General features: G+C 71.3%; 15 protein-coding genes. 8 read left to right on the top strand and 7 right to left on the bottom strand.

The features are described from left to right. The first annotated feature begins 39 nt into the window (after nt 1–39). Nucleotides 40–2,058 (top strand): BCCT family transporter, encoded by a 2,019-nt coding sequence (locus JOE55_RS05325; protein WP_204782228.1) that lies wholly within the window; start codon nt 40–42, stop codon nt 2,056–2,058. Here JOE55_RS05325 and trmB read toward each other — a convergent pair. After that, on the bottom strand, nt 2,040–2,849 hold the full coding sequence (gene trmB / locus JOE55_RS05320; protein ID WP_204782227.1) for a tRNA (guanosine(46)-N7)-methyltransferase TrmB: 810 nt from the start codon (nt 2,847–2,849) through the stop codon (nt 2,040–2,042). The two genes, JOE55_RS05325 and trmB, sit on opposite strands and share 19 nt — an antisense overlap. Nucleotides 2,850–2,936: 87 nt before the next feature. Between trmB and JOE55_RS05315 the strand changes: the two genes are divergently transcribed. The 3 genes from JOE55_RS05315 to JOE55_RS05305 all read left to right on the top strand — a co-directional run bounded on the left by JOE55_RS05315 (nt 2,937) and on the right by JOE55_RS05305 (nt 6,758). Further along, entirely contained in the window at nt 2,937–4,160 is a 1,224-nt protein-coding gene (locus JOE55_RS05315; protein ID WP_204782226.1) for a Bcr/CflA family efflux MFS transporter, read from the top strand. Nucleotides 4,161–4,370: 210 nt separating this feature from the next. Continuing rightward, nucleotides 4,371–5,810 (top strand): alanine/glycine:cation symporter family protein, encoded by a 1,440-nt coding sequence (locus JOE55_RS05310; RefSeq protein WP_040560477.1) that lies wholly within the window; start codon nt 4,371–4,373, stop codon nt 5,808–5,810. A 111-nt stretch (nt 5,811–5,921) separates the two neighbouring features. Further along, entirely contained in the window at nt 5,922–6,758 is an 837-nt protein-coding gene (locus tag JOE55_RS05305; RefSeq protein WP_204782225.1) for a D-hexose-6-phosphate mutarotase, read from the top strand. A gap of 121 nt (nt 6,759–6,879) precedes the next feature. On the opposite strand, the gene JOE55_RS05300 is transcribed toward JOE55_RS05305, so the two are convergent. After that, a complete protein-coding gene (locus JOE55_RS05300; protein WP_024289814.1) occupies nt 6,880–7,281 on the bottom strand; it encodes a hypothetical protein in 402 nt (133 codons plus the stop codon). Between the two features lie 490 nt (nt 7,282–7,771). Between JOE55_RS05300 and JOE55_RS05295 the strand changes: the two genes are divergently transcribed. After that, the gene (locus JOE55_RS05295) at nt 7,772–9,505 is read left to right on the top strand and encodes a DEAD/DEAH box helicase (RefSeq protein ID WP_024289815.1); all 1,734 of its coding nucleotides are present in this window, start codon (nt 7,772–7,774) and stop codon (nt 9,503–9,505) included. Between the two features lie 172 nt (nt 9,506–9,677). Here the strand turns inward: JOE55_RS05295 and JOE55_RS13060 are convergent, their stop codons facing one another. The 3 genes from JOE55_RS13060 to JOE55_RS05280 all read right to left on the bottom strand — a co-directional run bounded on the left by JOE55_RS13060 (nt 9,678) and on the right by JOE55_RS05280 (nt 13,177). Next, nucleotides 9,678–11,150: an HAD family hydrolase gene (locus tag JOE55_RS13060; protein ID WP_239546438.1), complete on the bottom strand. Its 1,473-nt coding sequence runs from the start codon at nt 11,148–11,150 to the stop codon at nt 9,678–9,680. Between the two features lie 10 nt (nt 11,151–11,160). Further along, on the bottom strand, nt 11,161–12,033 hold the full coding sequence (locus JOE55_RS05285; protein WP_204782224.1) for a VanW family protein: 873 nt from the start codon (nt 12,031–12,033) through the stop codon (nt 11,161–11,163). A 91-nt stretch (nt 12,034–12,124) separates the two neighbouring features. Then, nucleotides 12,125–13,177, bottom strand: coding sequence for a cation diffusion facilitator family transporter (locus tag JOE55_RS05280; protein ID WP_024289817.1), 1,053 nt, complete (start codon nt 13,175–13,177; stop codon nt 12,125–12,127). Nucleotides 13,178–13,322: 145 nt separating this feature from the next. Between JOE55_RS05280 and JOE55_RS05275 the strand changes: the two genes are divergently transcribed. Together JOE55_RS05275 and JOE55_RS05270 are read left to right on the top strand one after the other, a co-directional pair. Next, nucleotides 13,323–13,877 (top strand): hypothetical protein, encoded by a 555-nt coding sequence (locus JOE55_RS05275; RefSeq protein WP_024289818.1) that lies wholly within the window; start codon nt 13,323–13,325, stop codon nt 13,875–13,877. Nucleotides 13,878–13,917: 40 nt separating this feature from the next. Continuing rightward, on the top strand, nt 13,918–14,568 hold the full coding sequence (locus JOE55_RS05270; RefSeq protein WP_006213822.1) for a CDP-alcohol phosphatidyltransferase family protein: 651 nt from the start codon (nt 13,918–13,920) through the stop codon (nt 14,566–14,568). Here the strand turns inward: JOE55_RS05270 and JOE55_RS05265 are convergent. Continuing rightward, nucleotides 14,552–15,169 (bottom strand): GNAT family N-acetyltransferase, encoded by a 618-nt coding sequence (locus JOE55_RS05265; protein ID WP_024289819.1) that lies wholly within the window; start codon nt 15,167–15,169, stop codon nt 14,552–14,554. The genes JOE55_RS05270 and JOE55_RS05265 overlap by 17 nt on opposite strands. A gap of 93 nt (nt 15,170–15,262) precedes the next feature. Further along, nucleotides 15,263–15,730, bottom strand: a complete 468-nt coding sequence (locus tag JOE55_RS05260) for a hotdog fold domain-containing protein (protein ID WP_024289820.1) — start codon at nt 15,728–15,730, stop codon at nt 15,263–15,265. Nucleotides 15,731–15,911: 181 nt separating this feature from the next. Between JOE55_RS05260 and clpB the strand changes: the two genes are divergently transcribed. Then, nucleotides 15,912–18,512 carry an ATP-dependent chaperone ClpB gene (gene clpB / locus JOE55_RS05255; RefSeq protein ID WP_204782223.1) on the top strand — a complete coding sequence of 867 codons (2,601 nt, stop codon included), beginning with the start codon at nt 15,912–15,914 and terminating at the stop codon, nt 18,510–18,512. The last annotated feature ends 178 nt before the right edge of the window (nt 18,513–18,690 follow it).

Below are 18,690 nucleotides of genomic sequence, written 5' to 3'. Positions count from 1 at the left end.
GTGAAGCAGTCCATCGAACCGCGACACCGAAGGCACCCCATGCCCAGGAGCGAAGCGTCCCGCACCCCCATCGAGTCCCGACGACACGGGAAGGAGGCCGCAGCAGGGCGAGCCTTCCTGCGGGAGATCACCTACCCGCACAACATCCACCCGGTGCTGGTACCCGGCATCTCGGTGGACGGCCAGCTCAACCGCTACGGCGTGGACCGCATCGTCACCGTGGTCTCCGGAGCGCTGATCCTGGCGTTCATCGTGTGGGGCCTGCTCGACACCCAGTCGCTGACCGAGATCTCGACGGCCGCGCTGCAGTGGACCAGCGTGAACATGGGCTGGGCCTTCAACTCCCTGGCCGTGGGGCTGCTGATCTACCTGGTGTGCCTCGCCCTGTCGCGCTACGGCCGGATCCCGCTCGGCCTGGACACCGACGAGCCCGAGTACTCGACCGCGTCGTGGGCGGCCATGCTCTTCGCGGCGGGCATCGGCATCGGCATCATCTTCTTCGGGCCGTTCGAGCCCATGACCTACTTCCTCTCGCCGCGCCCCGGCTCGGTCGATCCGGGCACGCAGGAGGCCATGAAGCTGGCCTCGGCCCAGGCCGCCCTGCACTGGGGCCTCAACGCGTGGGCGATCTACGGGATGGTGGGACTGGCCGTGGCCTACGCCTCCTACCGCCGCGGCCGCGTCCCGCTGATGAGCTCGGTGTTCGCCCCGTTCTTCCGCGACGGGCGCACGGACAGCGCCGTCGGGAAGATCATCGACATCCTGGCGATCATCGCCACGCTGTTCGGCACGGCCGCCTCGCTCGGCATCGGGGCGCTGCAGATCGGGCGCGGCGTCGAGATCTTCGCCGGCCTGGGCGAGACGGGCAACGCCCTGGCGCTGATGATCATCGCCCTGCTCACCGCCGGATTCATCGCCTCGGCCGTCTCCGGGGTCTCGCGCGGCATCCGCTGGCTGTCCAACATCAACATGGTGCTGGCTGTGGCCCTGGCGCTGTTCTTCTTCATCGTGGGCCCCACGGCGTTCCTGGCCAACTACGTCCCCGCCGTCGTGGTCACCTACTTCGCGGAGCTGCCCACGATGCTCTCCGCCTCGATGTCCGACGGCCCCGAGATGCAGGAGTTCCTCTCCTCGTGGACCACGTTCTACTGGGCCTGGTGGGTCTCCTGGTCGCCGTTCGTGGGCGTGTTCGTCGCCAAGATCTCGCGCGGGCGCACCATCCGGCAGTTCATCTTCGGGGTGCTGTTCATCCCGTCGTCGATCGTGGTGCTGGCCTTCACCATCCTGGGCGGCACGGCCATCCGGGAGCAGTTCCAGCATCAGACGATCGCCCCCGACGGAAAGGCCGCAAGCCTGCCGGCCCCCGAGGAGATCTTCTTCGTCGTGGCCGATACCCTGCCCGGCGGGGCGGTCGTGACGGGGATCGTGATCGTGATGCTCGCGGTCTTCTTCATCACGACCGCCGATTCGGCCTCCGTCGTGGCCTCCCAGATGTCGCAGAAGGGCAACCCCGAGCCCCGCAGGCTCGTCACCGTCTTCTGGGGCCTGTGCATGGCCGGGATCGCGGTCGTGCTGCTGCTGGTCGGCGGTCAGAACGCCCTGACCGGGCTGCAGAACATGATCACCGTGACCGCGCTGCCGTTCACGCTGATCATCTTCGCCATGGCCGTGGCCTTCCACAAGGATCTGCGCACCGACCCCTACATCCTGCGCAGCGTCTACGGGGAATGGGCCCTGGAGAAGGCCGTCCGCCACGGCGTGGACGAGCACGGCGACGACTTCATGCTCGCCGTGCAGAAGGCCGACGGCCCCGACCGGGAGTGGGCCACGGCGGCCGATTTCGACTCCTCGGCCAGCGAGTACACCGACTGGTACCAGCGCACCGATGAGAACGGCCGTCCCGTGGACTACGACTGGGGCACGGGCACGTTCCCCGCTCAGGAGGACGAGCCCCGCAGCCCGGACGCCGACGGGTCGTCGGTCGAGGGGCGCCCGGAGGCCGGCGCCCAGCCGGGCGCCGAGGCCGGCCCCGGCGAGGATCAGCCCGAGAAGCGGTAGGTCAGATCCCGCGGAGTGCGCCCGGCCTCCCTGGCCTTGCGCTCGAAGCTGGTCAGGGTGCGGCCCTCCCAGCGCGGCGCCCAGCCCTGATCCGGCTGGGCGTCATCGGCCAGGGGGCCGGGGTGCAGGTTCTCGAAGCGGCCGTCCGCCTCGATGACCTCGCGCATCTGGATCGCGTACTCCTGCCAGTCCGTGGCCAGCCGCCAGGTGGCCCCGGGGCGCAGCACGCGGGCGACCTTCTCGACGAAGCCGGGGGAGACCAGGCGGCGCTTGTGGTGGCGCTTCTTGTGCCAGGGGTCCGGGAAGAAGACCCACAGCTCGTCGACGGAGGCCGGCTCCAGGAAGTGCTCGAGCACCTCGGGGGCGTTGGCCTGCACGGCCCGCACATTCTGCGCGCCGGCGGCGTCGGCCTTGGAGAGCAGGTCGGCGAGTCCCGGCGTGTACACCTCGACGGCCAGGAAGTCCTGCTCGGGGACCTCGGCGGCGCGGTGGGCCATGGCCTCGCCCAGCCCGGAGCCGATCTCGACGACCAGCGGGGCGCGCCGGCCGTAGACGGCCTCCTGGTCGAACACGGCGTGGGCGGCCACGGAGGTGTCGGTGATCTCGCGCGGGACCTGAAGGATCCGCTCGGGGGCCAGCTCGTCCCAGGCCCTCTGCCGTCGATGGGTCAGGCGGTCGCCCCGGCGCACGAAGGACAGCGGCTGGCGGTGGAAGCGGGTGGGATCCGCATCCCCGCCGGTCTGGTCGTCGGTCTCGGGCGCGGTCTGATCGGGGGAACTGTGCTCGCTCATCAGTCGGTGAGTCTAGCCAGCCGCTAGGGTGATGGGGCCGCCGCCCACCCCTCCCCGCCCTGACCGGGCATGTCCCGCAGGAGCACCGTGTCGTCGCTGACCAGGCTGAAGCTGTCCTCCGGAGCAGATCGGGCCATGTTCATCGTGGCCCTGGGCATCATGGCGGCGGTGAGCCCCATGGCCACGGACATCTACCTGGCCTCGATCCCGGCGGCGGCCGAGTACTTCCGGACCCCGATCACGGCGGTCCAGCTCTCGCTGAGCACGTACATGATCGGCATGGCCCTGGGGCAGCTCGTGCTGGGGCCCGTCTCCGATCGCCTGGGGCGCTACGGCCTGATCGTGGCCGGCACCTCGGTGTTCACGCTGAGCTCGGCGGGCATCGCCCTGTCCACGAGCATCGAGATGATGCTCGTGCTGCGCGCCGTCCAGGGGATCGCCGGTGCCGCGGGCGTGGTGGTCGGGCGTGCGATGGTCTCGGACACGGTCTCCGGCATCGAGGCCGCCAAGGTCTACACGCTGCTCGGCACGATCACCTCCATGGCGCCCATCGTCGCGCCGCTGATCGGCGGAGTGATCGCCTCACAGGCGGTGTGGCAGACGGTCTTCTGGCTGCTCACGGGCTTCGGCCTGCTCATGCTCACCGGGACGCTCGTGGTCCTCAAGGAGACGCTGCCTCCGGCCGAGCGCAGCCGTGCCGGCCTGGTGGGGATCTTCGAGGGGCCGTGGCGCATGCTGGGCCAGCCCGTGTTCATGGGCTGGGCGCTGGCCCTGGCCTTCGCCTTCGGCTGCCTGTTCTCCTACATCTCCGCCTCCTCGTTCGTGCTCCAGAACATCGTGGGGCTCTCGGAGCTCGGCTACTCGGTCGTCTTCGCCCTCGGCGCGCTGTGCGGGCTGCTCGGGGGCCTGGTCAACGTCCGCCTCCTGAACCGCTTCTCCCCGGGCGCCATCCTGCGCACGGCGCTGATCGCGCTCAGCTGCATCAACCTGGTGGGTCTGGCGGCTCTGCTGGCCGGTGCGCCGATGTGGACGCTGATCGCCCACGTGGTGGCCGCCCAGGCGTGCTTCGGATGCGTGATGGGCAATGCGATCGCGCTGGGCCAGGCCGAGGCGCGGCACCGGGCCGGGGCCGGCTCGGCGGTTCTCGGGCTGCTGCAGTTCCTGCTCGGAGGGATCGCCAGCCCGCTGTCCGGACTCGGCGGCGACAGCACCGCGGTGCCCATGGCGGTGTGGATGCTGATCTTCTCCGGACTGGCGCTGATCTGCGCCGTGACCGCCCTGCGGCTGTCCCGGCGCGCCGACGCCGACTGAGCGGACCAGCGACGGGCAGGCCTGCCGACACACTTCTCCCGTGAGCAGGCCGAGCACCGGCTGGCAATCACCTGTGTGCTTAGATGCTTTCGGATGGGACGTGTCGCGCGTCTCTCCGGCTCCAGACTCCCTGACGAGAGGACCCCCGTGATCCAGGACCTGCTCGACCAGCTCGCGGGCATCGGCTCGTACTGCTTCACCCCCGGCTCGATCGATGCCGCCCAGTGCTTCGGCAGCTTCGGCTCGATCATCTGGGGGCCCTTCTGCCTCATCCCGCTGATGCTGCTCACGGGCATGTACCTGACCATCCGCCTCTCGGGCCTGCAGCTGCGCAAGCTGGGCCCGTCGCTGCGCCTGGCCCTGCTCGACCGGGCGGACGACGACGCCGTGGGCGGCGACGTCTCCCAGTTCCAGGCGCTCACCACGGCCCTGGCGGCCACGGTGGGCACCGGCAACATCGTGGGCGTGGCCACCGCGATCTCGATCGGCGGCCCCGGCGCCCTGTTCTGGATGTGGGTCACGGGCGTGTTCGGCATGGCCTCCAAGTACTCCGAGGCCTTCCTGGGCGTGCGCTTCCGCACGACCGATGCCAAGGGGGAGATCTCGGGCGGGCCGCAGTACTACCTGCAGCGCGGCATCCCGGGCGGCATCGGCAAGTTCCTGGCCCTGTTCTTCGCGGTGGCCGCAGCGCTGGCGTCGTTCGGCATCGGCAACATGACGCAGGGCAACTCCATCTCCTCGAATGTCGAGGGCTCGTTCGGCATCCCCCTGTGGATCACCGGAGCGGTGCTGGCCATCCTGACGCTCGCCGTGCTGGTGGGCGGCATCAAGTCGATCGCCAAGGTCTCCTCGGGCTTCGTGCCGATCATGATCGTGTTCTACGTCGTGGGCGCGATCTGGATCCTGATCGTCAACATCGTCGACGTCCCCGCGGCGATCGCCCTGATCTTCACCGACGCCTTCTCCGGGACGGCCGCCGTGGGCGGCTTCGCCGGCTCTGCGCTGATCCTGGCCGTGCAGATGGGCGTGGCCCGCGGCGCGTTCTCCAACGAGTCCGGCATGGGCTCGGCCGCCATCGCCGCCGCCGCCGCCCAGACCACCCACCCGGTGCGCCAGGGCCTGGTGTCCATGACCCAGACCTTCATCGACACGATCATCGTGGTGACGTTCACCGGCCTGGTGATCATCACGACCGGCGTGTGGGAGCAGGGCTCGGACTTCGCCGCGACCATGACGGGCGACGCCTTCTCGCACGGCCTGCCCGGCAACTGGGGCCACTACGTGGTGACCATCGGACTCGTCCTGTTCGCCTACTCCACGATCCTGGGCTGGGCCTACTACGGCGAGCGCTGCATGGAGCGGCTGTTCGGTCGGAGGGCCGTCATGCCCTACCGCGTCGTGTTCTCGATCGTCGTCTACATCGGCTGCACCGTCCCCCTGGCGGTCGTGTGGAACTTCGCCGACGTCATGAACGGCCTCATGGCGATCCCCAACCTGATCGGCCTGCTCGTGCTCTCCGGGCTGATCTACCGGGAGACCAAGTACTACCTCGACAACGATCCGCAGCTGCGGGCCGGCAAGGCGCAGATCGACGCCTTCATGGCGGGCCACCCCGGCGGCATCGACACGTACGAGTCGACCGGGCGCTGAGCGCACGCGGGAGGGGCCTGCCGGCGGACCGGCAGGCCCCTCGTCGCTTTTCCACGGCAAACGACGACGACAGCTTCCCCCGCGGCAGCCGAGCGTGCCTAGGGTGGGGGCATGAGCGAACTCAACCACCCTCTGGCCCTGAGCGGCGACGCCGGGATCGCCACCGTCTACGACCAGGGCGCCCACGTCGCCTCCTGGACCCCGTTCGGCCACGACCCGGTCCTGTTCGTGTCCCGGCGCTCCGGATTCCAGGTGGGCACGTCCATCCGCGGCGGGATCCCCGTGTGCTTCCCGTGGTTCGGTCCCGGCCGCAGCGGGGACCGGAAGCCGGCGCACGGATTCGCGCGCATCGTGGACTGGGCGCGGGTGAGCACCGAGCAGGATGCGGCGGTCTTCGAGCTCACCGACGCCGCCCTGTCGCAGGAGCACCGGGAGTCCTTCCCGCACGCGTTCCGCGCTCGGCTCTCCGTGCGTGCCGGGGCGTCGCTGGAGGTCGTGCTCAGCGTGGAGAACACCGGGGAGGAGGCCTTCGAGATCGAGGAGGCGCTGCACACCTACCTGGCCGTCGGCGACGTCCGGGAGGTCGAGGTGCGCGGCCTCGAGGACGCCGAGTTCATCGACAAGACGCAGGACAACGCGCTCGTGCCCGCCGCCGGCCGGTCGCTGCGGCTGACGGGGGAGACGGACCGCGTGTACCTCTCGGGCGGGCCCGTGACGGTCGAGGATCCTGTGCTGGGCCGGCGCCTGCGCATCACCATGCGCGGGGCTGCGGACACCGTCGTGTGGAATCCGTGGAGCGAGAAGGCCGCGGCCATGTCCGACTTCGGCGACGAGGAGTGGCCGGCCATGCTGTGTCTCGAGGGCGCCAATGCGCTCGAGCACGCGGTGCGGGTCGCACCCGGCGAGGTCCACGAGCTCGGCTATCGGATCGACGTCGAGACCGACTGAATCCATCGAGAGCCTGCTGCCCGGACATGCGAACGCCCCCACCGTCACGGTGGGGGCGTTCGCCTGCTCTCGGGGCGGCAGCTGTCAGCGGCTGCGCCCGGGCGGAAGCGGAGCGCTCAGCTCACTTCTTGCCCTGAGCGATCAGGCTGGCGCCGATCGCGGCGAGCCAGACGTCCTTGGACAGCGGCGTGCCCTCCTGGGAGGGGCGGATGCCGTCCGCCTGGGTGAGCTCGTCGTTGCGGAAGTACATGCTCAGCATGCCGGCGGAGAACGCGAGCAGAGCGGCGCCGGCCAGGCGCTTGTTCACGAACGGGGTGACCAGCGCTGCGCCGATGCCGACCTCGGACAGCCACAGGAACTGCCCGAAGGTCTTGTCGTCCCACTCGCCGAACTGCGGGATGCCGCTGGCGGCCATGCCCTTGAGGTGGCCGTAGGCCTCCTCGGGGAGGTCCTTCTTCCCCAGCCCGGACTGGATGAGGTAGGCGCCGGAGACGCCGCGGAGGATGGCATTGGAGAGGCGCATTCGTGCTCCTTCAGGTCGGGGGTCTCGGCTCCCGCGTGCCGCGAGGAGCCGATGGGTGATCCGTCACGATGTTAGCAGGGCCTCCCGGGGTGGGCTGGTGCGCGTCGGGACGCCGGCCCCGCTGAGCGAGGGCCGGACTCGTGCTGCGCCTCACGGCGGTCAGGGGCCTGTTCATGTAGGGTCGATGAGTTGCACATGGCACTGCCCGCCGCGCACCGGACCCGACGGCCGTTCATCGGCCCGGGACGTGAGATCTGAAGCGAGATGGGCAGGCAGCGCGTCGAACACCCCGCGGGCACGCGGACGGCGCAGGACGCAGACGGACCCTCGAGGGCAGACCTCGGGTCTACGCCTGCAGCGGACCGGGAGCTCGGAAGCCCCGGACGTCACTGCGCGAGTCCGGTACGTCGCCTCCACGCGGATCGTGAGATCGGCGCACCCCGGCCGGCCGATACCGGCGCCGGGACATCCGATCGAAAGTGCTCTTCCCTTGACGTCCTTCATCGACCTCGGCGTGCCCGAGGCACTGGCTCGTGTCCTCTCCCAGCACGGGATCGACCAGCCCTTCCCCATCCAGACCAAGACCCTCCCGGACTCGCTGTCCGGGCGCGATGTGCTCGGCCGAGGCCGCACCGGCTCCGGCAAGACCATCGCCTTCGCCCTTCCCCTGGTGACCCGCCTGGCAGGCCTGGCCCAGGGAACCAGCCGCGCGCCGCGCAGGGCCAACCGGCCCACCGGCCTGGTGCTGGCCCCCACTCGCGAGCTCGCCACCCAGATCGATCGGGCGATCGCTCCACTGGCCGAGGAGGCCGGGCTGTCGACCACCGTGATCTTCGGCGGCGTCTCGCAGGTCCACCAGGAGCGCGCGCTCTCCCGCGGCGCCGACATCGTCGTGGCCTGCCCGGGCCGCCTCGAGGACCTGCTCAAGCAGGGGGTCCTGACCCTCGACGACATCCGCGTGACCGTGATCGACGAGGCCGATCACATGGCCGACATGGGCTTCCTGCCCGTGGTCACCCGCATCCTCAAGCAGACCCCGGACGACGGCCAGCGCCTGCTGTTCTCGGCCACGCTCGACGGCGGCGTGGACGTGCTGGTCAAGAAGTTCCTGCACGACCCCGTCACCCACTCGGTGGATGCGCCCAAGGCCGCGGTCTCGACCATGGAGCACCACGTGCTCGTGGTCGATGCCGATGAGAAGCAGGCGCTGATCGAGACCCTGGCCTCCGGCACGGGTCGGCGCGTGATGTTCACGCGCACCAAGCACCGCGCCAAGAAGCTGGCCAAGAAGCTCTCGCAGCAGGGCATCCCGGCGGTGGACCTGCAGGGCAACCTCTCGCAGAACGCGCGCGACCGGAACCTGGCGAGCTTCTCCCAGGGCGATGTCCGCGTGCTCGTGGCCACCGACGTGGCCGCCCGCGGCGTGCACGTGGATGACGTCGAGCTGGTCGTGCACATCGATCCGCCGGCCGAGCACAAGTCCTACCTGCACCGCTCCGGTCGCACGGCCCGCGCCGGCGCCCAGGGCCAGGTCATCACGATCGCCACGCGCGAGGAGCGCCGCGACGTCGAGAAGCTCATGAAGCAGGCCGGCGTGACCGCCGAGTTCTCCGAGGTCTCGATCGGCTCGCCGGTCGTCGCCGATCTCGTGGGCGAGCGCGCAGAGCGCGTGGAGTACGTGGCCCCGGCCCAGCAGCAGCCCTCCGGCGGCCGGGGTGCACGGCGCTCCGGCGGCCGCGGCGGCGAGGGACGTCCCGCCCAGCGCCAGGGCGGTCGTCAGGGCTCGGGCCGCGGCGGACGCGGCGGGGACGACGCCCGCGGCGAGTCCCGCGCCGAGGGCGGCCGCTCGCGCGGCGGCCGCGGCGCACAGCCCGAGGCCCAGGGCGGCCAGCGGGGCGGGCGCTCCGAGGGCCGCGCCGGTGAGCGCGGCCAGTCCCGCTCGGGCGGTCGCGGTGGACGCGGCGCCGAGCAGGGCCAGGCCCAGGGCCGGCGCGACGGAGGCCGCGGAGGCCGTCCGGTCCAGGGCGGCGGCCGCTCCGGCGGCGGTCGTACCGCCGGCTCGGGCCGCGGACGCAGCGGCGGCGCTCGCAGCACGGCTGCGCGCACGGACGCCCCGGCAACCGCTGTGGCGCTGCACGGCACCGCGGACGCGGTGGCCGATCGCGCCACGCAGGCAGCGGCTCGTCGTCGTGACCGCCGCGCCGGCGGCTCGCCGCGCGGCTGAGGCCCTCGCCGTGAGGCGCCGGGCAGGCTCGGCCGATGCGGCCGAGCCTGCCCGGTCCCACCTTCCGCCTCCGCGCCCCGTCCTCCCAGGACGACCGGACCCGGATAGGCCAGAAGCCCGGGATCTCCGTGAGGAGGTCCCGGGCTTCTGCCGTGCCCGCAGGCTCGGGGGATCAGCCGCGGTTCAGGCGCAGCACCTGACTGGCGGGGCGTCGGGGCGCCCCTGCGAGCTCAGCGCGGGACTGCTCGGCGGCGGCCGCAAGCGCGGAGGGATCGCTCGGATCCTCCTGCTGCTCGCCAGTCAGGTCCTTGCGGGGCAGCTCGGGGACCAGCGGGCCGATCGAGCGCAGCAGCTCGAGGGTCACGTCCTCGTGCCGGGCCACGGGCACGAAGCCGGGCTCGGTGGGGACCTCGCGCTCGCCGGGGACGATCACCACCGGCATGCCGGCGGCAGTGGCCGACTGGGCGCCGGCGATCGAGTCCTCCACGGCGATGCAGTCCTCGGCGGCCGTCATGAGTCGCTCGGCGGCCGTCAGATAGGGCTCCGGGTGCGGCTTGGCGTGCTCCACGTCCTCGCGCGAGACCGTCGCGCGGATCGCATGCGGGGCTGCCGCCGCGGTGCCCGCGATGACCGCGGCCAGCGCATTGGTCACGATCGCGGCGGGGATCGCGGCCTCGGCGAGCTCGTCGAGCAGCTGCGGGCGTGCGGGCAGGAAGGGGACGTGCTCGGCGGTCGCCGCCGCCACCTCGGCGCCGATGCGGTCGGTGACCTCCTGCAGCTCTCCCTGCGCTCCGCGATCGAGCATCAGCTGCGCCGACTCCTGGACGGTGCGGCCCAGGGTGGCCATGTCGTCCTCCTCGGTCCACTCCTGGCCGAACGAGCGGGCCACGGTGCGCTTGGCGATGGCCCACTCGGGCTCCGTGTCCACCAGGGTGCCGTCGTGATCGAGCAGGACGGCCTTGGGCCACGAGCGGTGCTGGGGATCCAGCCACTCGAGCAGGGCCAGGGAGAGCTGGCGGTGATCGGTCAGATGGACGGTTCCCCGCTGCGGGTCCACGGGCAGGGCGCCGGGGACGACGACCACGGTCATGCCCGCGGCCTGGGCGGCCTCCACGCCGGAGGGGGAGTCCTCGATCGCGATGCACTGCGCCGGGTCCACCCGCAGGCGGCGAGCGGCCTCCAGGTAGCCCTCCGGGGACGGCTTGGCGGCGATGCCCTGGGCGAGCTCGCGGTCGCCGATGATGACGTCGAACATGTTCTCGGGGCCCTTGGCGGCCGTGTGCTCGGCGATCTCGGTGGTGGCGTTCGTGACGATCCCGGCCGGGATGCCGGCAGCGGCCACCTCCTCGAGCAGCGCCTCGACACCCGGGATGAGCTCTGGGTCCTGCTCGCGCAGCAGCTCGCGGGACAGCAGCACCAGGCGCTCGCCCATGGCACGGTCCTCGAGCTCCACGCCGCGCTCGCGCAGCCGCTGCAGCGTCAGCCCGATCGACCGGCCCATGACGTCGTCGGTGTCCTGGGCGGTCCACGTGCCGCCGTGCTCAGCGGCCAGCCGCCGCTTGGCCAGGTCCCAGAGGGGCTCGGTGTCCATCAGGGTGCCGTCGTGGTCGAACAGGACGGCCTGGGGGAAGGTGCGAGGGGACATGCGCACCAGCCTATCGGCGCTGGGCGGACTCGGATTCCGACAGCGGGCGGATGGGCTCGGTGATCCGGTCGCGGTCGTAGACCACCAGGGCGTCGTTCTCGAGCAGGGTCTCGCTCGCCACGATGTTGCCGGTGCGCTTGTCCCTGGTGCTCCGGCTGACGATGTTGTGCCGGCGCACCTGCAGCTTCCCGGTCTGCGGGTCCAGCGCCTCGTAGAACCACCCGTCCTCCTCGCGGACATGGAACTTCTGGTCCAGGGGAGCATCGGCGCGCAGCTCGCCGCGCAGGTGCTCGTCATCCGTGCGGACCCGGAACTGGAAGGTGATGCCGGTGTCGTTGCGCAGGCGGTAGTCCAGGAAGTTCCACACGATGGAGGTGCCGGTGCCGAACGGGATCTGTCGCTTGAAGTCGGGGAAGAGATCCAGGCCGGAGTGGTGGTGGTGCTCCACGATGCTCAGCGGCGAATGCAGCGCCATCCAGTGCAGGAGGTTGGTGAACTGGCACAGCCCGCCTCCCACCCCGGTCTCCGCGCGGTCGTCGAAGATGACCACGCCGGGCTGGAAGCCGCGCCGGGCGCTGGGCTCGCCCACCAGCCGCCAGAAGGAGAACGTCTCTCCGGGGCGGATCAGGATCCCGTCCACGTGCGGGGCGGCCAGACCGAGCGAGACGGCCTTCCCCTCCTGCAGCTCGGGCTGCGCATTGCCCAGACGGCGGCGGATCAGCGAGTTTTGGGTGTAGACCTTGACCGGCAGCGACTCCTGCGACGCCTGCCGCGCGAAGCTGCTGCGCCGGAGACCGTCGGCGATCCTGCGCTGCATCCGGCGGCGGGCGAGGGCGATCTGATAGGTCGTCGGCGAGAGCTCGGAGAAGAGACGGCGTGCCATGATCTGCCTCCTTCGGCGTCGGGGGCACGCCATCCAGGGCAGCCCTCCGGTTTGCAGAGGGGAACAGGTGACGCCGAGGGGCGGCGCAGCCTCAGTCGTGGGCGGGGCCCAGAGCCTCGTGGCGGCGGTGCGATGCGGGCTCGAGCTGGAAGGTGGTGTGCTCCACGGCCACGGGGAAGTGCTCCACCGTGCACAGCTGCAGCGCGTCCAGGACGGCGGGCAGGGAGCCGTCGTGGAAGCAGTCGTCGTCCACCACCACGTGCGCGGTGAGCACGGGCACCCCGGTGGCCACCACGGAGGCGTGCAGATCGTGGATCGCCGCCACGTGCGGGACGGTCTCCAGGTGCTCGCGGACCTCGGTCACATCCAGACCGCGGGGGGCGGATTCGAGCAGCACGGAGCCGGACTCGCGCAGCAGCATGAGCGCCCGGGGCAGGATCAGCAGCGAGATCAGCAGGCCGGCCAGGGCATCGGCGCCGGTCCAGCCGGTGAAGTGGATGACGGCGGCCGCCGCGATCACGGCGACGGAGCCCAGGGCGTCGTTGAGCACCTCCAGGAAGGCGGCGCGCATGTTCATCGAATCCCCGCGCCCGCCCGCCAGAACCAGCAGCGAGGCGATATTGGCAGCCAGGCCCACGGCGCCGATCACGGCGAGCAGCACCACGTCCGTGTCCGCGGCCGGCGGGGGATCCAGCAGCCGCCGGACGCCCTCGACGATCGCGTAGAGGCCGACCACGAGCAGGACGGCGGCCTGCATGCCCGCGGCCAGGATCTCGGCGCGCAGCCAGCCCCACGTCCGGTGCGAGGAGCTCGGCCTGGCCGCCAGCGAGGCGGCGAGCAGGGCCAGCAGCAGACCGCCGGCGTCGACGAGCATGTGGGCGGCATCCACGAGCAGGGCCAGGGAGCCGGTGATCACCGCCCCGATGACCTCGGCGATCAGGATGCTCGACGTGATGGCGAAGGCGATGGCCAGGCGGCGACGGCCCGCACCCGCTGCATGGTCGTGGCAGTGCCCGCCTCCGTGCGCATGGCCGTGACTGTGGCCGGAGGCCTCTGCGGCGGCGCCGTCGGGGACGGCATGGGCGCTGCGGGTCTGCGCGCAGGCATGGTCGTGGGGGCGGGGGATCGTGGGGCGATCAGCCATGGCGCACCTCCTGCAGCACGGGGCCTCGTCGACGCCGACCCTTCCGGAAATTATCACGCCGCCGGCAGCTCCACTGCCGCCGGTGCGGTGCCCGGCCCCGTGAGCGCTGGGCGGGAGCGTCGGAGAGCGCTTCTAGGATGGAGCCATGAGCGCCCCGCTGGATGACCCCCGACGCCGCGGAGCCGTCGCCCGGACGGTGCCCCTGCTGGCTCCGGTGATGCCCCTGCTGCTGGCCGCCTGGCTCGCGCTGTCCTCCGCACCCGTCGGCGGGCCCGGGCAGCGCTGGCCGATCTGGCTCGGGGCCCTGGGCGCCCCGCTGGCGCTCCTGCTGTGGATCGCCGCGGGCATGGTGCTCGCCGATGCCCGCCGCTACCTCCAGCGCCGTGCCCGGCCCCTGACCTGCTGGCTCATGGTCGTCGCCTGGGCCCTGGCCGTGGCGCTGGGGGCGCTGCTGCCGGACCTGGTCCACGACGAGCCCGCCTCGATCTTCCTGGTGGTCTTCCCCGGTGCCACCGCCGGGCTGAGCTCGGGCTTCGCCAACACCGTGGGCGTGCTGATGTTCGCGGCGGCCGCCGCGAGCCTGCTGGCCGCGGCCCTCGACGTCCGCCGCACCCGCCTGCTGAGCCGCGGCGTGCCCCTCATCCCTGAGCCCGAGGACGAGGACCGCCTGCGCGAGCAGTGGCTCGACTCCTTCCGGTGACCGCGCCTGCACCCCTCCCGCCGAACAACGGATCCGCACCATGAACAAGGCCCTGACCGCTCTGCGCGACGGACTCCTGCCGCCGTCCCTGCGAGGCGATGAGCCCGCGGGACAGGGGCGTGCCGCGCAGTCGTCGTCGCACGCGGACAGCGGCGTGGTCACGGTCCCCAATGCCTTCACCGCGCTGCGCTTCCTGCTGATCATCCCGGCGGTCATCGCGATCCTGCAGATCCAGGAGCGGCCCTGGATGCCGCTGGTGCTGGTGGCGATCTTCTCGCTGACCGACTGGGTCGACGGCTTCCTGGCGCGACTGCTGGACCAGTTCAGCGAGTTCGGCGCCAAGCTGGATCCGATCGCCGACCGGATCGGCCTGGGCCTGGTGATCATCGCGCTGACGGTCGAGGGCATGCTGCCGCTGTGGGCGATCCTGGTGATCGCCGCGGTCGATGTGGCGCTTCTGGTCATGCTGGTCCGGCTGCGCCTGCGCGAGGGCATGGCGGTCACCTGGGCGGGCAAGCTGCGCACGGCCCTGACCATGCTGGGCGTGGTCGGGGTGCTGGCAGGGCCGGCCTTCGACTGGTCCTGGCTCACCGCCCTGGGCTCGGTGTGCGTGCAGGTCGGCGCCGTGCTGCACGTGCTCAACGGGATCGGCTACGCACGCACCGCCCTGCGGATCAGCCGCGGCGCATGACCGCCTGCTCCACCCCGGCGGAGTCGGTGATCAGCTCCACGAGCTCGAAGCCGCTGCGCTCGTAGAGCCTACGGCTGCCCGGGGTGGTCGACTCGAGGCCCACGGGCAGGCCCTCGGCGCGGGCCAGGCCGTGCTCCAGCAGGGTCGAGCCCACGCGACGGCCCTGCGCGGCCGGAGCCACCGTGAGGTAGGACAGGCGCCAGTGCGGCTCCTGGGGGTGCAGGCGGTCGTAGGTGCGGCTGTCCTGCTGCTGCTTCTGCGGGTCCGTCCCCAGGATCTCGCCAGCGCGGCGCTCGGCCTCCCGGGCCGCCGGGTCCTCGTGGGCCTTCGACTCGGGGCGGTCCCAGACGGCCGCACCCAGGATCTGTGGACCCTGATCGCCGTGCAGCTCCGCGACGTCCACCGCGGCATGGGGCAGCCAGACCTGCTCGAGCAGCAGGCGGTAGTGGGCCTCGAGCCGCTTGGTGAGGTCCTCGCCCGGCGCCGCATGGGCGCGGGCCCACGGATCGTCGGTGAAGGCCAGTGCCATCACTCCGGCGATCGTCTCGAGGTCCTCGGCGCTTGCCGGGCGGACGCGGATCGCGGTCTCGGAGGTGGTCATCGCGGAGCCTTTCGGGTCGGGACTGCGCCGCTACGGAGCGCGTCGGGGCAGCGGGGCCACACTATCCAGTCCGGCGGCGGCCCTGCAGGGCATTCAGCGCCTGGCCTCCGAGAGCCACAGGGGGATGACGCCGCGCACCACCTCGGTGCCGTCGCGCAGGTGGGCCGTCACGCGCACGGGCACCTCGCAGGGGAGGGGCTGCTCCCAGTCCGCCGGGTCGGTCTCGGCCAGGCATCGGACGTCGCCGGGGACCTTGGCCACGTAGTCGAGCCGGATGCCCTTGGGGATCCAGCGCGTGCCCTCCGGCAGCGTGGCCTCGGCCAGCAGGCCCATGGCCGCCTCGAGTCCGTTGCCGACGGCCAGGGCGTGGACGGTGCCGATGTGGTTCTGCACCGCGCGCCGCTTGCGGATCTGCACCACGGCGCGGTGCGGGGCCATCTCGAGGACCTGCGGGCGCACGGAGGCGAAGTAGGGGGCCTTGAGCATGTAGGCCAGGGAGAACGCTCGCTTCCCCAGGGGGCGGGCGGCGAACTGCTGGTACATCCGGTAGGTGGAGGTCATGCCCCGATGGTAGAGAAGATAGCGGGGAGAGGTGTCGAGCATCACTCCGGTGACGCAAGCCCGTGCCCATGGTGTATGGCGCAATAAAATTGAGTGGAGTAGACTCAAGTCAAGACAACACAAGAGGCGTCAAGGTCCGCAGGAGTGCAGCGGGCGGCAGCGCCGGAACAAGGAGGAACCTGTGGACACTCAGCTGACCACTCGCTCGCAGGAGGCCGTCTCGGCGGCGGCCGCTGCGGCCTCGACCGGGGGCCACCCGCAGATCGAGCCCCTGCACCTGCTGGACGCGCTGCTCCAGCAGCGCGACGGCGTCGCCGTCGCCATCCTGGAGGCCGCAGGCACGGACGTCGCCGCACTGGCCGCGGCGGTCACCGCCAAGCTCGGCGCGCTGCCGTCGGTCTCTGGCGACACTGCCAACCAGGCCCAGTTCAACCGCGCCGCCCTGCAGGCGGTCAAGGCGGCCGAGGCCTTCGCCCGCGAGCTCGGGGACGAGTACGTCTCGACCGAGCACCTGCTCTACGGCATCGCCGAGGGCCAGGGCGCTGCGGCCGAGCTGCTGGCCTCGGCCGGCGCCTCGCCCGCGGTCATCCGGGAGACGATCCCCAAGGTGCGCGGTGACCGTCGCGTGACCTCGCCGGATCCCGAGCAGACCTTCCAGGCGCTCGAGAAGTACGGCACCGACCTGACCGCGATCGCCCGCGAGGGCAAGCTCGATCCGGTGATCGGGCGCGACGGCGAGATCCGCCGCGTCATCCAGGTGCTGTCGCGGCGCACCAAGAACAACCCCGTGCTGATCGGCGAGCCCGGCGTGGGCAAGACCTCGGTCGTCGAGGGTCTGGCTCAGCGCATGGTGGCCGGGGACGTCCCCGAGTCGCTGCGCGGCAAGACCCTGATCGCCCTGGACATCGGTGCCATGATCGCCGGCGCCAAGTACCGCGGCGAGTTCGAGGAGCGCTTCAAGGCCGTCCTGGATGAGATCAAGGCCTCCGAGGGGCAGATCGTCACCTTCATCGATGAGATCCACACCATCGTGGGCGCCGGCGGCGGCTCCGAGGGCGCTATGGATGCGGGCAACATGCTCAAGCCCATGCTCGCCCGCGGCGAGCTGCGCCTGATCGGTGCCACCACGCTGGACGAGTACCGCGAGAACATCGAGAAGGACGCCGCGCTGGAGCGCCGCTTCCAGCAGGTCTTCGTGGGGGAGCCGTCGGTGGAGGACACGGTCGCGATCCTGCGCGGGCTCAAGGAGCGCTACGAGGCGCATCACAAGGTCCAGATCGCCGACAGCGCCCTGGTGGCGGCTGCGAGCCTGTCCAACCGGTACATCCCGCAGCGCCAGCTTCCGGACAAGGCCATCGACCTGATCGATGAGGCTGCCTCCCGGCTGCGCATGGAGATCGACTCCGCTCCGGAGGAGATCGACCAGCTGCGCCGCCAGGTGGACCGCCTGACCATGGAGGAGCTGGCCCTGGAAGGGGAGACCGACCCCGCTTCGGTCGAGCGGCTGGCCGCACTGCGCAAGGACAAGGCGGACAAGCAGGCCGAGCTGGATGTCCTGAACTCCCGGTGGGAGCAGGAGAAGGCCGGGCTGAACCGCGTGGGCGATCTCAAGGCGCAGATCGATGAGTTGCGCTCGCAGGCCGAGCGCGCCCAGCGCAGCGGCGATCTGGGGGAGGCCTCGCGCCTGCTCTACGGCGAGATCCCGGCTCTGCAGAAAGAGCTGGAGCGCGCACAGGAGCAGGAGGACGCCGCTGCCGATCGCGAGCTCATGGTCTCGGAGGAGGTCACCGCCGATGACATCGCCGAGGTGGTCTCCGCCTGGACGGGCATCCCCGCCGGGAAGATGCTGCAGGGCGAGGCAGAGAAGCTGCTCGAGATGGAGTCCATCCTGGGTCGGCGCCTGATCGGCCAGAAGAAGGCCGTGAAGGCGGTCGCCGACGCCGTGCGCCGCTCGCGCGCCGGCGTCTCCGACCCCGACCGCCCGATCGGCTCCTTCCTGTTCCTCGGCCCCACGGGCGTGGGCAAGACCGAGCTGGCCAAGGCGCTGGCCGAGTTCCAGTTCGACGACGAGCGCGCCCTGGTGCGCATCGACATGTCGGAGTACTCGGAGAAGCACTCCGTCGCCCGTCTCGTCGGGGCCCCTCCGGGATACGTGGGCTACGAGGAGGGCGGTCAGCTCACCGAGTCGGTGCGGCGCCGGCCCTATTCGGTCGTGCTGCTCGACGAGGTCGAGAAGGCCCACCCCGAGGTCTTCGACATCCTCCTGCAGGTGCTCGACGACGGCCGCCTGACCGACGGACAGGGCCGGACCGTGGACTTCCGCAACACGATCCTGATCCTGACCTCGAACCTGGGCAGCCAGTTCCTGGTGGATCCCGAGCTCGACGAGACCGCCAAGCGGGAGGCCGTGATGAACGTGGTCAATGCCTCGTTCAAGCCGGAGTTCCTGAACCGGCTCGACGAGACGATCATGTTCGATCCGCTGAGCACCGAGGACCTGTCGCACATCGTCGAGATCCAGGTGCGCGAGCTGGCGCGTCGCCTCGAGCCGCGCCGCTTGCGCCTGGAGGTGACCCCGGCGGCCCGCGAGTGGCTGGGGCTCGCCGGGTTCGACCCCGCATTTGGCGCCCGGCCGCTGCGCCGCCTGGTGCAGCAGCAGATCGGCGATCGGCTGGCCCGCGGTCTGCTCGCCGGCGACATCGTCGACGGCGACACCGTCCGCGTGGATGTCGATCCGAGCATAGACAGCGACGGACTGGTCGTCACCGCCGAGCGCGACTGATCGTCAGACGCCGCAGCCGCCCGGCGGTCGCCCCTTCCTCCCGCGGAGGGGCGACTGCCAGGTCTCTGCCAGGTAGGGCCGGGTCGATCCAGGAGCGTTCGAACGTGTACCCTGGGGCCACGATTCATACGCACATCACCGGGGCAGCACTGTGTGTCGACTGGCTGCCGACCGGAAC

The organism is Kocuria palustris (assembly GCF_016907795.1).
Lineage (GTDB): Bacteria > Actinomycetota > Actinomycetes > Actinomycetales > Micrococcaceae > Kocuria > Kocuria palustris.
Note: the sequence above shows the minus strand (reverse complement) of the source record. Positions and strands in the feature narration are given on the sequence as shown.